Genomic DNA, 14,205 nt, shown 5'->3' with positions numbered 1-14,205 from the left:
CCCGCCGAGCAGGAGGACGATATGGCGCTGAAACCGAAGGATGCACCGGAACTGGGAAGCTTCGATTGGGAAGACCCCTTCCGGCTGGACCTGCAGCTGTCCGAGGAAGAGCGGATGCTGCGCGACGCGGCCCACGCCTATGCCCAAGACCGGTTGCAGCCCCGCGTCATCGCCGCCTATCGCGATGAGGTCACCGACCCCGAGATCTTCCGCGAGATGGGCGAGATGGGCCTGCTGGGCATCACCGTCCCCGAGGAATTCGGCGGTCTGGGCGCATCATATGTCGCCTACGGCCTTGTCTCGCGAGAGGTCGAGCGCGTCGATAGCGGCTATCGCAGCATGATGTCGGTGCAATCCTCGCTGGTGATGTATCCGATCCATGCCTATGGCTCGGACGAGCAGCGCCGGAAATATCTGCCCAAGCTTGCCACGGGCGAATGGATCGGCTGCTTCGGCCTGACCGAGCCCGATGCCGGTTCCGACCCCGCCGGGATGAAGACCGTCGCGAAAAAGACCGATGGCGGCTATGTGCTGTCGGGTTCCAAGATGTGGATCTCGAACGCGCCGATCGCGGATGTCTTCGTGGTCTGGGCCAAGTCCGAAGCGCATGGCGGCAAGATCCGCGGCTTCGTGCTGGAAAAGGGCATGAAGGGCCTGTCCGCGCCCAAGATCGGCGGCAAGCTGTCCCTGCGCGCCTCGATCACCGGCGAGATCGTGATGGATTCGGTCGAAGTCGGCGAGGATGCCCTGCTGCCCGGCGTCGAAGGGCTGAAGGGGCCGTTTGGCTGCCTCAACCGGGCGCGCTACGGCATCAGCTGGGGGGCGCTTGGTGCCGCCGAGTTCTGCATGCATGCCGCGCGCCAATACGGTCTGGATCGCAAGCAGTTCGGGCGGCCATTGGCCAATACCCAGCTGTTCCAGCTGAAGCTGGCCAATATGATGACCGAGATCTCGCTGGGGCTTCAAGCCAGTCTGCGCGTCGGTCGCCTGCTGGACGAGGCGCAGGCCGCGCCCGAGATGATCTCGATCATCAAGCGCAACAACTGCGGCAAGGCGCTGGAAATCGCCCGCATCGCCCGCGACATGCATGGCGGCAATGGCATCCAGGAGGACTATCAGGTCATGCGCCACGCCGCGAACCTGGAAACCGTGAACACCTATGAGGGCACGCATGATGTCCATGCGCTGATCCTTGGCCGCGCGATCACCGGGCTGCAGGCGTTCTTCTGATCCAAAGACCAATCCGGCTGTCCGGGTGATTTGCGCCCGGACAGCCGTTGTAGCCTTCCCGGTTTCGGCGAAGGGCTAACGACCTGACCGGATAGTGGGTTGGGTGTCGACAGGCCCGACGAACAGGAAGCCACCCGTGCAAACTTGCAGGGCTGGCGGCGGGCGCACGTTCAGGTCAGGGCGGCTTGGTCGCGTTTGTCTGCGGCCCCTTTGGTCAAAGAGCCTGCGTAGGGCCTATGGACCATTCCGAACGAAACTAGACGGCGCGGGCGATTCGTCCTCCGGCCAGCCGCTGCACCTGACCAGCCAATTCCAGCGACAGGATTGCCGGAGCGAAGCTGGCGGCAGGCATGCCAAGATCGCGGATCAGCAGGTTTTCCTCGGTCGGGGAGGGGCCAAGCAGGGCGAGGATGCGGGCCTCAAGACTGACGGGGCCGCCCTTGTCTGCTTGCGGCGCCGGTGGTGGATCGGCAATTGCCGCAGCCGTGATCTGTCGCGGCGAGGGCGGGGCGAGCGCCGTTGGTTCCAGCACCATAGCCGGGATGGGGCGGGGTTCAGCGGCAAGCGCGTCGAACACGTCCTGCGCATTGCGAACCAGCAACGCGCCGTCACGGATCAGCGCATTGCAGCCGGCGGCGCGGGCATCCATCGGGTGACCCGGAACGGCCATCACCTCGCGGCCCTGATCCAGCGCGGCCTTGGCGGTGATCAGGCTGCCCGAGCGATGCGCGGCCTCGATCACCACGACCGCGCGCGACAGGCCCGAGATGATGCGATTGCGCGCGGGGAAATGCCGCGCGACCGGCTCGGTCCCCGGCGGCTGTTCGGTGACCAGAAGCCCGGTTTCGCAGATTGCCTCGGCCAAGGCCGTATTCTCGGCGGGATAGATCTGGTCGATTCCGCCGGCCATGACCGCGATGGTGCCGGACCGCAACGCGGCCTCATGGGCGACGGTGTCGATGCCGCGGGCCAGCCCGGCAATGACCACTGCCCCGGCTTCGGCCAGACCAGTTGCCAGACCGCGTGCCATCCGCAGCCCCAGCGACGACGCATTCCTTGAGCCGATCACCGCCACTGGCAGGCGGTCAAAGATGGCGAGATCACCGCGAACCCAAAGGGCAGGGGGAGCGTCGGGGATGTCGCGCAGGTGGGGCGGATAGTCGGGGTCGTCCCAGCACAGCAGCCTTGCCCCGGCGCGGCGGCCCGCCTCGATCTCGGACAGGGCCACGCCGGGCGGGCAGGGGGTGTAATCCCCGATCCCTGCGGCGCGGGCCAGTTCCGGCAGGACCTCAAGCGCCGATTCAACACTGCCATGTTCGGCCAGCAGGCGATGAAACGTCGCCGGACCCACGCGGCGCGAACGGATGAGGCGCAGCGTGGCCATGCAACGCGCGGCGTCAAAGTGACTGTGGTGGTCCCTGAGTGGTCGCATGATCCATGCCCTCGCCCCATCCGTCATAGGGTGATGGCATGAATTTGGTTAATAATCGGTTAGCGGGTCGAAGGCCCTCAGGCGGCCGAGCCGCCGATGGTCAGCCCGCCGATCATCAGGCTGGGCAGGCCGACGCCGACCGGAACCCATTGCCCCTGCTTGCCGCAATTGCCGATACCGGGGTCCAGCGCCAGATCGTTGCCGATGGCGTGGATATGTTGCAGCGCGGTGGCGCCGTCCCCGATCAGGGTCGCGCCACGGATCGGATCGCCGACGACACCGTTCTTGACCCGGTAAGCCTCGGTGCAGGAAAAGACGAACTTGCCATTGGTGATGTCGACCTGACCGCCGCCGAAGCCGACGGCATAGATCCCGTCCTTCAGATCGGCGAGGATGGCCGAGGGGTCATCCTGCCCGGCCAGCATGAAGGTGTTGGTCATGCGCGGCATGGGTGCATGCGCATAGCTTTGGCGACGCCCGTTGCCGGTGGGCTCGACCCCCATCAGGCGGGCATTCTGGCGATCCTGCATGTAGCCGACCAGAATGCCGTCCTCAATCAGGACATTGCGGGCCGGGGCATTGCCCTCATCGTCGACCGAGATCGAGCCGCGGCGATCCGGGATCGTGCCGTCATCGATCACCGTGACACCGGGCGAGGCGACGCGGCTGCCCAGCAGTCCGGCAAAGGCCGAATGGCCCTTGCGGTTGAAGTCGCCTTCCAGCCCGTGGCCCACGGCCTCGTGCAGCAGGATGCCGGGCCAACCGGGGCCAAGGACCACATCGAACACCCCCGCAGGTGCGGGGACCGAGCGCAGGTTCACCAGCGCGATCCGCAACGCCTCGCGCACTTGCGCCTGCCAATTCTCGGGCGCGATCAGCCCGTCCAGCGGGATGCGCCCACCGCCACCGGCATTGCCTGATTCGCGGCGGCTGTTCGATTCCACGATGACCGAGACGTTGATCCGCGCCATCGGCCGGATGTCGGTGGCCAGCCCGCCCTCGGGGCGCAGGATTGCGACCTCTTGCACCGAGGTCGAGATACTGGCCGAGACCTGCACCACGCGCGGGTCCAGATCGCGGGCGAATGCGTCGATTTCCCGCAAAAGCGCGACGCGGGCAGCAAAGCTGATGCCCGCGGCCGGGTCGATCGCGGCGTATAGGGGCGTGATCCGGCCCGAAGGCGGTAGTGCCAGCGTGCCGCCGCCATCGCCGACGGCCAGCCGCACCGTTTCCGCGGCCTTGCGCAAGGCTGTTTCGTCAATCTCGGTGGAATGGGCGTAGCCGGTGACCTCGCCGCCGACGGCGCGCAGGCCGAATCCCTGCTCGGCGTCGTAGCTGGCGGTGCGCAGGCGACCATCGTCAAAGACCAGCGTTTCCGCGCGCGAACGCTCAAGAAACAGCTCTCCGTCATCGGCCCCGGCCAGCGCATCCTTCAGGATCTGCAACGCCCGGTTGCGGTCAAGATGGGTTTCAAAGGGCGAGAACGGCGAGTCGGTCATGCGAAAGTCCTTATGCCAGAAGGCATCGACTATGGGTTTTTTGGCTGTAAGTCGATAGGTATGGCTTGCCCGGCAGGGGAAGATATGCTTGTCAAACTATACCGATGTCGGCCGGGCTGGAGGACTGGGCCCGCCGGCGGGACATAGGCAACGGGATGGGATAATGGCATTTGCGACGATGCGCCGGGCGATTGCGGCGGGAACCGGGCTTGGACTTGCGGCACTGGCGGGCCTTCCGGCCGCCGCGCAGGAAGTGCTGGGCGATCTGCCCGTGATCGGCAAGCCGGTGAATGGTGGCATGGGTTTTCAGCCCGCATCCAGCCCGCTGGCCCATGACCAGCAATGGCTGGACCATTTCGTGCTGTACATCATCACGGCCGTCACGATCTTTGTCTGCCTGCTGCTGCTGATCTGCATCCTGCGCTACAACAGCCGCGCGAACCCGGTCCCGGCGCGCTTTACCCACAACACCCCCATCGAGATCGCGTGGACGCTGGTTCCGGTGCTGATCCTTGTGGGCATCGGGGCCTTCTCGCTGCCGGCGCTGTTCCGCAGCCAGGAAATGCCCAACAACCCGGATCTGGTCATCAAGGCCATCGGCCACCAGTGGTACTGGTCCTATGAATACCCCAACGACGGCATTGCATTTGATGCGCTGATGCTGGAAAAGGACGCGCTGGCCGAGGCAGGATATTCCGAGGACGAATATCTGCTGGCGGCCGACAACCCCGTGGTTGTTCCGATCGGCAAGAAGGTTCTGGTCCAGGTGACCGCGACCGACGTGATCCACAGCTGGACCGTCCCCGCCTTTGCCGTGAAACAGGACGCCGTGCCGGGCCGTATCGCGCAGCTCTGGTTCGAGGCGGATCAGGAAGGCGTCTATTTCGGCCAGTGCTCGGAACTGTGCGGTATCAACCACGCCTATATGCCGATCGTCGTCAAGGCGGTTACCCAGGAGAAATATGATGCCTGGCTGGCGGGCGCCAAAGAGGAGTTCGCCGCCGACGCATCCGATTACCTGCCGACCCAGCCCGTGAAGCTGGCCTCGGCGGAATAAGGACCGAAAGTGGCCGATATCAACGCATATCACGGTCCGGCCGAGGCCGGATTCGGGGACTACGTCGCCCTGCTGAAACCGCGGGTCATGTCGCTGGTCGTGTTCACGGCCTTCGTCGGGCTGTGGATCGCACCGGTGCCGATGAATCCCTTCGTGGCCTTCTGCGCCGTGCTGTTCATCGCCCTTGGCGGTGGCGCATCGGGCGCGCTGAACATGTGGTATGACGCCGATATCGACGCGGTGATGAAACGCACCGCCAACCGTCCCGTTCCTGCGGGGCTGGTGCCCAAGGGTGACGCGCTGGCGCTTGGTCTGGCGCTGTCGGGCCTGTCGGTGATGATGCTGGGGCTGGCTGCGAACTGGTTCGCGGCCGCCTTCCTCGCCTTCACCATCTTCTTCTATGCCGTGGTCTACACGATCTGGCTGAAACGCTCGACCCCGCAGAACATCGTCATCGGTGGTGCGGCAGGGGCGTTCCCGCCCATGATCGGCTGGGCTTGTGCCACTGGCGGCATCGGCATTGAATCGCTGCTGATGTTCGCGCTGATCTTCTTCTGGACGCCGCCGCATTTCTGGGCGCTCGCGCTGTTCATGAACAATGACTACACCAAGGCGGGCGTGCCGATGCTGACGGTGACCCATGGCCGCAAGGTCACGCGCCGCCACATCTTTGGCTATACGCTGGTGCTGGCGCCGTTCGCGATCTGGCTGGGCTTCACCTCGGTCGGGGGTTGGATCTACCTGTCGGTTTCCGCCGTGCTGAACCTGCTGTTCATCGCGGGCGGCTGGCAGATCCTGCGCCGCACTGATGATCAGGCACAGGCCGACAATTACCGGATCGAGAAGCGGTATTTCCGCCTGTCGCTCTACTACCTGTTCCTGCATTTTACCGCCCTTCTGATCCAGCATTGGGTGGGGGCATGGTGATGTTGCCGCGGGTCGAGCACGAGCTTCACAAGCGCCGCCGCAGCCGCAATCTGGGTCTGCTGGTCGTGCTTCTGGCCTTTGTCGCGCTGGTCTTTGGCCTGTCCATCGCCAAGATCACCAGCGGCGACATGATGGAGGGCTATGACCACCAGCCCCGCGCCACGATGCTGCCTGCGGACCCCAATCCTCCGGCGCCGAATGCGGCCCCGGTCGCCGTCCCCGGAACGCCGGGGGCCGAGGCTGCGGGAACGGTGGCCAAGCCATGACGCAGCCGCGCTCGAACGCCCGCATTGTTGGCATGCTTGTCGGCGTCGTGGTCGTCATGGGCGCGCTGTCCTGGGCCGCCGTGCCGTTCTACGACTGGTTCTGCCGCGTGACCGGCTATGGCGGCACGACCAATGTCGCCGCAGCGGCCTCGGACGTGGTGCTGGACGAAAAGGTCCGCGTCCGCTTCGATTCCAATGTCGATCCGGACATGGGCTGGACCTTCCGCCCGCTACAGCGGGAAATGGAGCTGCGCATCGGTGAAAACGCCATCGCCTTCTATGAGGCGATCAACACCACCGATCAGCCGATCACCGGCACCGCCAGCTACAATGTCGCCCCGGAGATCGCGGGCTACTATTTCAACAAGATCGAATGTTTCTGCTTCACCGAGCAGACCCTGCAACCGGGCGAGCGGATCGAGATGCCGGTCAGCTTCTTTGTCGATGCGGGTCTGGTCGATGACCGCGACGCAGGCCGCGTCCGCGACATCACCTTGTCTTACACTTTCCACCGGAGCGAACCCGCAGCCCCGAAACAGGCGGCCCTGCAGGTCAAGACCGACACACCAATCAACTAGAGCAACAAGACGCATCAACAGCGGAACGCAGCCATGGCCCATGTAAAGAACCACGACTACCAGATCCTTCCGCCGTCGATTTGGCCGTTCCTCGGAGCGATCAGCGCCTTTGTGATGCTGACCGGCGCCGTCGCCTGGATGAAGGGCATCACCGTCTTCGGTGCCCCGATCGAGGGGCCTTGGATGTTCCTGATCGGCTTTGTCGCGGTGCTTTACGTGATGTTCGGCTGGTGGTCGGACGTGATCCAGGAAGGCGAGACCGGCGAGCATACCCCGGTCGTCCGGCTGGGCCTGCAATATGGCTTCATCCTGTTCATTATGTCCGAGGTGATGTTCTTCGTCGCCTGGTTCTGGGCTTTCATCAAGAACGCCATGTACCCGATGGGGCCGGACAGCCCGATGAAGGATGGCGTTTGGCCGCCGGAAGGCATCACCACCTTTGACCCTTGGCACCTGCCGCTGATCAACACGCTGATCCTGCTGCTGTCGGGCGTTGCCGTGACCTGGGCGCACCATGCCTTTGTCCATGAGGGCGACCGCAAGACCACCATCAACGGGCTGATCGTTGCGGTGATCCTGGGCCTGTGCTTCACCGCGCTGCAGGCTTATGAATACAGCCACGCCGCCTTTGGTCTGGCCGACACCGTCTATGCCGGCACCTTCTACATGGCGACCGGCTTCCACGGTCTGCATGTCATCATCGGCACGATCTTCCTGTTCGTCTGTCTGATCCGCTTCTCGAAGGGCCAGATGACGCAGAAGCAGCACATCGGGTTCGAGGCCGCCGCATGGTACTGGCACTTCGTCGACGTGGTCTGGCTGTTCCTGTTCGTCGTGGTCTATATCTGGGGTCGTTGATCCCAAGCTGATTTTCCGACGGCGCGGGGCCATTCTCGCGCCGTTTTTCATTGGAATTGCTTATGCGCCGTTACCTGTTTCCTTTGATTGTCGGCATCCTTGGTTGCGCCATCCTGATTTCGCTGGGGCTGTGGCAGCTTGACCGGCTGAAGTGGAAACAGGCGATGCTGGACCAGATCGAGAGCCGCATTGCCGGCGCACCCGTCCCGCTGCCCGCCGCGGTCGATCCCGGCATGAAATACATGCCGGTGCTGGTTTCGGGCACGACCACGGGTCAGGAAATCGACGTGCTGTCGGGCACCAAGGACAGCGGCGGCGGCTATCAGGTGATCTCAAGCTTTGTCACCGATGACGGGCGCAAGATCCTGCTGGATCGCGGTTTCGTCGATCAGGACCATCGCCATGACCCGCGCCCGGCGACCCGGCTTGAGGTCGCGGGCAATCTGCACTGGCCCGAGGAAAAGGGCAGTGCCACGCCCGCGCCGAACCTTGACCAGAACATCTGGTTCGCCCGCGACGTGCCCGCCATGGCGGCGAAGCTGGGGACCGAGCCCGTTCTGGTCGTCGCGGCCGAGATCCGGGGTGACGCTCAGGGCGTCCAGCCGATGCCGGTCGCCGTGCAGGGAATTCCCAACAACCACCTGAGTTATGCCGTCCAATGGTTCATGATCGCTGCGGTCTGGGCAGGGATGACACTGGCGCTGATCTGGCGTATCAGGCAGCGACAATTCTAGAGGATCACGATGCGCTACGTTTCCACTCGCGGCCGGGCAGAGGTTCTGGATTTCGCGCAGGCCATGATGACGGGCCTTGCCCGTGACGGCGGACTTTACCTGCCCGAAACGATTCCGACCTTCTCGGCAGCCGAAATCGCGGCGCTGGAGGGGCTGTCCTATGAGGAAGTCGCGCTGCGCGTCGTCACGCCCTTTGTCGGCGACAGCTTTACGCAGGACGAGCTGAAGGGCGCCATCGCTCGTGCTTATGCCGGGTTCGATCACATTGCGCGCGCGCCGATGGTGCAGCTGGCACCGGGGCATTTCCTGCTGGAACTGTTCCACGGCCCGACGCTGGCCTTCAAGGACTTCGCCATGCAGCTGATCGGTCAGCTGTTCCAGCTGGCTTTGGCGAAATCCGGCAATCGCGTCACCATCCTTGGCGCGACCTCGGGCGATACCGGTTCCGCCGCGATCGAGGCGTTCCGCGGCCTTTCCAATGTGGACGTGTTCATCATGTATCCGCATGGCCGCGTCAGCGAGGTGCAGCGTCGCCAGATGTCGACGCCCGCCGATGCCAACGTCCATGCGCTGGCCGTCGATGGGACTTTCGATGACTGCCAAGCGCGGTTGAAGGACCTGTTCAACGACCACGAGTTCCGCGATGGCGTGGGCCTTGCGGGGGTGAACTCGATCAACTGGGCGCGGGTTCTGGCGCAGATCGTCTATTACTTCACCGCCGCCGCCAGCCTTGGTGCGCCGCTGCGCGAGGTGGACTTCACCGTGCCCACCGGCAATTTCGGCGATGTCTTTGCAGGCTCGATTGCCAAGGCCATGGGCCTGCCGATTGGCCGTCTGGTGGTCGCGACCAACCAGAACGACATCCTGCACCGGGCGCTTTCCACCGGAGAATACCGCACTGGCACGGTCGAGCCCTCGATCAGCCCGTCGATGGACATTCAGGTCAGCTCGAATTTCGAACGCGCCCTGTGGCTGGCCTACGGGCAGGACGGCGCTGCCGTCAGCCAGCTCATGGACGAGCTGAAATCCGGCGGTTTCGCCATCAGCCAAGGTGCGCTGGAACATCTGCGCGAGATCTATGTCTCGGGCCGCGCCTCCGAGGCTGAAACCACCGCGATGATCGCCACCATCCGCGATGAAACGGCCGAGGTGATCTGCCCCCATACCGCCGTGGCGGTGAAGGTGGCGCGTGAAAACCTGCGTCCGGGCGTGCCGATGATCAGTCTGTCCACGGCGCATCCGGCGAAATTTCCCGATGCGGTCGAAGCCGCCATCGGCATCCGCCCCGACCTGCCCAAGCATATGGCCGACCTGTTCGACCGCGACGAGCGTATCACCCGAGTTGAAAACAACCCGGAAAAGATTAAATCGCTGATCCTTGAACGGAGAACAGTGTGAGTCAAACCCGCATCAGCACCCTGCCCAACGGTCTGCGCGTCGTCACGCGCGACATGCCCGGCCTGCATTCGGCCGCCATCGGGATCTGGGTCAATGCCGGCTGCCGCGATGAGCGTGCAGAACAGAACGGTATCGCCCATTTCCTTGAACATATGGCATTCAAGGGCACGCCGACCCGCAGCGCGCTGCAGATCGCCGAGGCCATCGAGAATGTCGGCGGCTATATCAACGCCTATACCTCGCGCGACGTGACCAGCTATTACGCCCGCGTTCTGGCCGGCGATGTCGGGCTGGCGCTGGACGTGATCTCCGACATCGTGCTGAACCCGGTCTTCGACCAGCGCGAGATCGAGGTCGAGCGCGGCGTGATTCTGCAGGAAATTGGGCAGTCGCTGGACACGCCCGACGACGTGATCTTTGACTGGCTGCAAGAGGCCGCCTATCCGAACCAGCCGATGGGGCGCACCATCCTTGGTCCGGCCGAGCGGGTCAGCCATTTTGGCCGCGACGACCTGTCGGGTTTCATCACCGAACATTACGGCCCCGAGCGGATGATCCTCGCTGCCGCTGGAGCCGTCGACCATGACCGCATCCTGCGTCAGGCCGAGGCGATCTTTTCGCATCTGCCCGCACGCCCCGTCACCTCGCGCGAGCCCGCGCGCTGGCAGGGCTCGGAGGCGCGCCGCGTCAAGAAGCTGGAACAGGCCCATTTCGCGCTGGCCTTCGAAGGTCCGGGCTATCAGGACCCCGATTTCTACGCGGCGCAGATCTGGACCTCGGCCTTGGGCGGCGGCATGTCCTCGCGGCTGTTCCAGAAGCTGCGCGAGGAAAAGGGCCTATGCTATTCGATCTTTGCCCAGTCCGGTTTCCACGACGATACCGGCATGGTCACGATCTATGCCGGGACCTCGGGCGATCAGATCGCGGATCTGGCCAATGTCACCGTGGACGAGATGAAGCGTTCCGCCGATGACATGACCGAGGCCGAAGTCGCCCGCGCCCGTGCCCAACTTAAGGCCGGGCTGCTGATGGGGCTGGAAAGCCCGACCGGTCAGGCCGAACGCATGGCACGGTCTTTGGCGATCTGGGGCCGGGTTTCGGAACCCGCCGAGGTGGCCGAGCGGATCGACGCGGTGACTGTGGCCGATGTTCGCGCCCATGCCGAGAAGCTGATCCAGAATGCGCGACCGGCTCTTGCACTTTACGGCCCGGTGCGCTCTGCTCCGTCCCGAGAGAAACTGGCCGAAAGGCTCGCCGCCTGATGTTCAACCGCCGCCGTCCGCCTCGACTTGAAACCGAGCGGATGGTGCTGCGTTTGCCAGCGCATGGCGATTACGATGCATGGTCGGGATTGCGCGCCGAAAGCCGCGCTTTCCTGTCCCCATGGGAGCCGGTCTGGGCCGCCGACCATCTGTCCAAGAAAAGCTTCACCAACCGCGTCTACTGGGCGCAGCGCGCGAACCGCAATGGCAACGCGCTGCCGCTGTTTCTGGTGCGCCATGACGGCACGCTGCTGGGGGCGATCACGCTGGACAATATCCGGCGCGGCCCGGCGCAATCCGCGACCATCGGCTATTGGATCGGGCAACCCCATGCGCGGCAGGGCTTCATGCGTGAGGCGATTGGCGCGCTGGTCGCCCATGCCTTTGGTGCGATGGATCTAAGTCGAATCGAGGCCGCCTGCCTGCCCGAAAACGTCGCCTCGCGCGGGGCGCTGGAGCGGGCTGGCTTCAAATATGAAGGCGTCGCCCAAAGCTATCTGCAGATCAATGGCCGCTGGAGGAACCACGTGCTTTACGCCAACCTGCGCCATGACCGTCGCGGCAAGACCGAGGTCCGGTGATGCTGAACCCTGCCGATGACCGGTTGGCCGCATCGCTGCCCGAAGGCGTGCTGCGCCCCGTCACCCCCGCCTATCTGGATGAGCCGCGCGGCCGCTATCGCGGTCAGGCCGGTCTGGTCGCAGCGCCCCGTTCCACGGATGAGGTCGCGGCGATCGTCTGCGCCTGTGCGGATGCCCGGGTGGGTATTGTCACGCGCGGCGGTGGCACTGGTCTGGTTGGCGGGCAGGTCATGTCCGACGGTCCCGCGCCGCTGGTCCTGTCGCTGGAACGCATGACCGCGCTGCGCGGCATCTGGCCCGAGGAAAACGTGCTGGTCGCTGAAGCGGGCATGACCCTGCAAGCGGTGCGCGATGCGGCAAACGGGGCGGGGCGGCTGTTCCCCCTGTCGCTGGCCAGTCAGGGCACGGCAGCGATTGGCGGCTGCCTTGCGACCAATGCGGGCGGTGTCACTGCGCTGCGTTATGGCACGGCGCGCGCGCTGTGTCTGGGGATCGAGGCGGTGCTGCCCGATGGCAGCGTCGTTCATGACCTGAAGCGCCTGCGCAAGGACAATACCGGCTATGACATCCGTGACCTGATGATCGGGGCCGAGGGAACGTTGGGCATCATCACCGCCGCCAGCCTGAAGCTGGTCGTGCCGCCGCCGAATGTCGGCACGGCCATGCTGGAAGTGCCGGGGCCGGACGCCGCGCTTAGCCTGCTGGCCCTGGCCGAGGGGCATATGGCCGGGGGCGTCACCGCATTCGAACTGATCGGCGGGCAGGGGCTGGCGTTTCTGGCCGAAACCCTGCCCGAGATCCGCCAGCCCTTGCCGAATTCGCAATGGTCGGTGCTGATCGAGGTCGGCCTGCCCGAGGGCATGTCCTCGGACACGGCGCTTGAAGGGCTGCTGACCGAGGCGATGGAACGCGGACTGATTACCGATGGCGTCATCGCGCAATCAGGCCAGCAGGCCGCAGGCTTCTGGCATCTGCGCGAGCACATCCCCGAGGCCAACCGCCGCATCGGCGCGGTTGCCAGCCACGATATCAGCCTGCCCTTGTCGGAAATCGCCGGGTTCATCCGCGATGCGGGCGTGGCGCTGGCGGCGCGCTCGGATGTGCGGATCAACTGCTTTGGCCATCTGGGCGACGGCAACCTGCATTTCAACCTGTTCCCCGCAGGGGGCCGGAACCGCGCCGAATATGACGATCAGCGCAAGGATCTGTCGCTGATGGTGCATGAAATGGTCGTGGCGCGCGGCGGGTCGTTTTCTGCCGAGCATGGCGTCGGGCGGCTGAAGGTCGCCGAGTTGGAGCGCTGGGGTGATCCGGCACGGCTGGCCGCCATGCGGGCGATCAAATCGGCGCTGGACCCCTTGGGGATCATGAATCCGGGGGCGGTGCTTTCCCCAGCGCGGGGCTGAGATTCTTGCGCAGATGCTCCAGATAGGCTGTCAGCCGGGCCGGGATGAAGGGCTGCGGCAGGTATAGCGCCTGTATGTCCAGCTGCGGGCCGGGAAAACCCTCCAGCAGCCGCTCCAGTCGTCCCTCGGCCAGATCGCGATCCACGACAAAACGCGGGATGATGGCGATGCCATTGCCGTCCATCGCCAGCCTGCGCACGGCCTGCGGGCTGTTCACGGTGATGCGGCCGGGCAGGGGCACGCTGACCGCCTTGCCCTCGATCACGAAGGTCGCGCGATGGGCTGAGGCGGCGTTACTGTCGCGGATGTTCACATGCTCGCGCAGGTCGTCGGGATGGCGCGGGCGGCCCTTGGCGGCCAGATAGGCGGGGCTGGCCACGACCAGCGACTCCGTGCGCCCGATCCGCCGACCGATCAGGCTGGAATCGGCCAGCACCCCGATGCGCAGCGCCAGATCGAAACCCTCGGCGGCAAGGTCCACGTAGCGGTCGGTCAGACGCAGGTCGATGCTGATGCCGGGATTGGTCTCGATGAAGTCGCGGGTCAGGACATGGACGAACATTTCCCCGAAACTGACAGGGGCGGTGACCAGCAACCGGCCAGTCAGGGTGCCCTCATCGGCGCGGGTCTGGGCATCCAGTTCCTCGACCGCGGCCAGCACGCGACGTGCGGCCAGCAGGAAGCGGTCGCCTGCGGGGGTCAGCGACAGCGAACGCGTCGTGCGGTTCAGCAGCGTAATGCCCTGCTGAGCCTCCAGCGCCGCGACATATTTGCTGACCAGCTTGTTCGAGATCCCCAGCCGTTTCCCCGCGCGGGTGAACGACCCTGAATCCACCACGGCCACGAAAGAGCGGATTCCGTCCAGACGATCCATTCTATCCTCAAATTGGCGGCAATGTTTCGCCGATCATGTCCATTTTTGCGACAGTGTCCATGCGCTAAATTCACCGCATCGAAACAACGAACTTCCTTCACCC

Annotated in this window: 14 protein-coding genes; 11 read left to right on the top strand and 3 right to left on the bottom strand. The window is 64.7% G+C overall.

What is annotated here, in order from left to right; all coding sequences use genetic code 11:
• Nucleotides 1-21: 21 nt before the first annotated feature.
• Complete coding sequence (locus tag IB235_RS08285) at nucleotides 22-1,230, top strand: acyl-CoA dehydrogenase (protein ID WP_192336347.1); 1,209 nt, start codon at nucleotides 22-24, stop codon at nucleotides 1,228-1,230.
• A gap of 256 nt (nucleotides 1,231-1,486) precedes the next feature.
• Here the strand turns inward: IB235_RS08285 and dprA are convergent, their stop codons facing one another.
• Together dprA and tldD are read right to left on the bottom strand one after the other, a co-directional pair.
• Nucleotides 1,487-2,662, bottom strand: a complete 1,176-nt coding sequence (dprA, locus tag IB235_RS08280) for a DNA-processing protein DprA (RefSeq protein WP_225612115.1) — start codon at nucleotides 2,660-2,662, stop codon at nucleotides 1,487-1,489.
• Between the two features lie 77 nt (nucleotides 2,663-2,739).
• Nucleotides 2,740-4,161, bottom strand: coding sequence for a metalloprotease TldD (gene tldD, locus IB235_RS08275; protein WP_192336346.1), 1,422 nt, complete (start codon nucleotides 4,159-4,161; stop codon nucleotides 2,740-2,742).
• 163 nt (nucleotides 4,162-4,324) lie between these two features.
• On the opposite strand from tldD, the gene coxB reads away from it, so the two are divergent.
• From coxB to IB235_RS08225, 10 genes are all read left to right on the top strand, one after another.
• Nucleotides 4,325-5,218, top strand: coding sequence for a cytochrome c oxidase subunit II (coxB, locus tag IB235_RS08270; protein WP_370576852.1), 894 nt, complete (start codon nucleotides 4,325-4,327; stop codon nucleotides 5,216-5,218).
• A gap of 9 nt (nucleotides 5,219-5,227) precedes the next feature.
• Nucleotides 5,228-6,145, top strand: coding sequence for a heme o synthase (cyoE, locus tag IB235_RS08265; protein ID WP_192336345.1), 918 nt, complete (start codon nucleotides 5,228-5,230; stop codon nucleotides 6,143-6,145).
• Nucleotides 6,139-6,411, top strand: a complete 273-nt coding sequence (locus IB235_RS08260) for a hypothetical protein (RefSeq protein ID WP_225612114.1) — start codon at nucleotides 6,139-6,141, stop codon at nucleotides 6,409-6,411. Before cyoE ends, IB235_RS08260 begins: the two co-directional genes overlap by 7 nt.
• Nucleotides 6,408-6,989: a cytochrome c oxidase assembly protein gene (locus IB235_RS08255; protein WP_155039636.1), complete on the top strand. Its 582-nt coding sequence runs from the start codon at nucleotides 6,408-6,410 to the stop codon at nucleotides 6,987-6,989. Before IB235_RS08260 ends, IB235_RS08255 begins: the two co-directional genes overlap by 4 nt.
• Nucleotides 6,990-7,022: 33 nt before the next feature.
• The gene (locus IB235_RS08250; protein ID WP_155039635.1) at nucleotides 7,023-7,847 is read left to right on the top strand and encodes a cytochrome c oxidase subunit 3; all 825 of its coding nucleotides are present in this window, start codon (nucleotides 7,023-7,025) and stop codon (nucleotides 7,845-7,847) included.
• 62 nt (nucleotides 7,848-7,909) lie between these two features.
• Entirely contained in the window at nucleotides 7,910-8,581 is a 672-nt protein-coding gene (locus tag IB235_RS08245) for an SURF1 family protein (RefSeq protein WP_192336344.1), read from the top strand.
• Nucleotides 8,582-8,590: 9 nt separating this feature from the next.
• Nucleotides 8,591-9,979 carry a threonine synthase gene (gene thrC, locus IB235_RS08240; RefSeq protein WP_192336343.1) on the top strand — a complete coding sequence of 463 codons (1,389 nt, stop codon included), beginning with the start codon at nucleotides 8,591-8,593 and terminating at the stop codon, nucleotides 9,977-9,979.
• On the top strand, nucleotides 9,976-11,241 hold the full coding sequence (locus IB235_RS08235; RefSeq protein WP_192336342.1) for a pitrilysin family protein: 1,266 nt from the start codon (nucleotides 9,976-9,978) through the stop codon (nucleotides 11,239-11,241). Before thrC ends, IB235_RS08235 begins: the two co-directional genes overlap by 4 nt.
• Nucleotides 11,241-11,822 carry a GNAT family N-acetyltransferase gene (locus tag IB235_RS08230; protein ID WP_155039632.1) on the top strand — a complete coding sequence of 194 codons (582 nt, stop codon included), beginning with the start codon at nucleotides 11,241-11,243 and terminating at the stop codon, nucleotides 11,820-11,822. The genes IB235_RS08235 and IB235_RS08230 overlap by 1 nt, the downstream gene beginning before the upstream one ends.
• Nucleotides 11,822-13,228, top strand: a complete 1,407-nt coding sequence (locus tag IB235_RS08225) for an FAD-binding oxidoreductase (RefSeq protein ID WP_192336341.1) — start codon at nucleotides 11,822-11,824, stop codon at nucleotides 13,226-13,228. Before IB235_RS08230 ends, IB235_RS08225 begins: the two co-directional genes overlap by 1 nt.
• Here the strand turns inward: IB235_RS08225 and IB235_RS08220 are convergent.
• Nucleotides 13,188-14,102, bottom strand: coding sequence for a LysR family transcriptional regulator (locus tag IB235_RS08220; RefSeq protein WP_155039630.1), 915 nt, complete (start codon nucleotides 14,100-14,102; stop codon nucleotides 13,188-13,190). The genes IB235_RS08225 and IB235_RS08220 overlap by 41 nt on opposite strands.
• Nucleotides 14,103-14,205 lie beyond the last annotated feature (103 nt).

This window comes from Paracoccus sp. PAR01, from assembly GCF_014851995.1.
In the GTDB taxonomy this organism is placed as follows: domain Bacteria; phylum Pseudomonadota; class Alphaproteobacteria; order Rhodobacterales; family Rhodobacteraceae; genus Paracoccus; species Paracoccus litorisediminis.
The sequence above is the reverse complement of the archived record's forward strand: the minus strand, read 5'-3'. Positions and strand labels throughout refer to the sequence as shown.

Coding starts and splice junctions, on each gene's coding strand:
- IB235_RS08285 (WP_192336347.1), top strand. CDS start 22: ATGGCGCTGAAACCGAAGGATGCACCGGAACTGGGAAGCTTCGATTGG.
- dprA (WP_225612115.1), bottom strand. CDS start 2,662: ATGCGACCACTCAGGGACCACCACAGTCACTTTGACGCCGCGCGTTGC.
- tldD (WP_192336346.1), bottom strand. CDS start 4,161: ATGACCGACTCGCCGTTCTCGCCCTTTGAAACCCATCTTGACCGCAAC.
- coxB (WP_370576852.1), top strand. CDS start 4,325: ATGGCATTTGCGACGATGCGCCGGGCGATTGCGGCGGGAACCGGGCTT.
- IB235_RS08260 (WP_225612114.1), top strand. CDS start 6,139: ATGGTGATGTTGCCGCGGGTCGAGCACGAGCTTCACAAGCGCCGCCGC.
- IB235_RS08255 (WP_155039636.1), top strand. CDS start 6,408: ATGACGCAGCCGCGCTCGAACGCCCGCATTGTTGGCATGCTTGTCGGC.
- IB235_RS08250 (WP_155039635.1), top strand. CDS start 7,023: ATGGCCCATGTAAAGAACCACGACTACCAGATCCTTCCGCCGTCGATT.
- IB235_RS08245 (WP_192336344.1), top strand. CDS start 7,910: ATGCGCCGTTACCTGTTTCCTTTGATTGTCGGCATCCTTGGTTGCGCC.
- thrC (WP_192336343.1), top strand. CDS start 8,591: ATGCGCTACGTTTCCACTCGCGGCCGGGCAGAGGTTCTGGATTTCGCG.
- IB235_RS08230 (WP_155039632.1), top strand. CDS start 11,241: ATGTTCAACCGCCGCCGTCCGCCTCGACTTGAAACCGAGCGGATGGTG.
- IB235_RS08225 (WP_192336341.1), top strand. CDS start 11,822: ATGCTGAACCCTGCCGATGACCGGTTGGCCGCATCGCTGCCCGAAGGC.
- IB235_RS08220 (WP_155039630.1), bottom strand. CDS start 14,102: ATGGATCGTCTGGACGGAATCCGCTCTTTCGTGGCCGTGGTGGATTCA.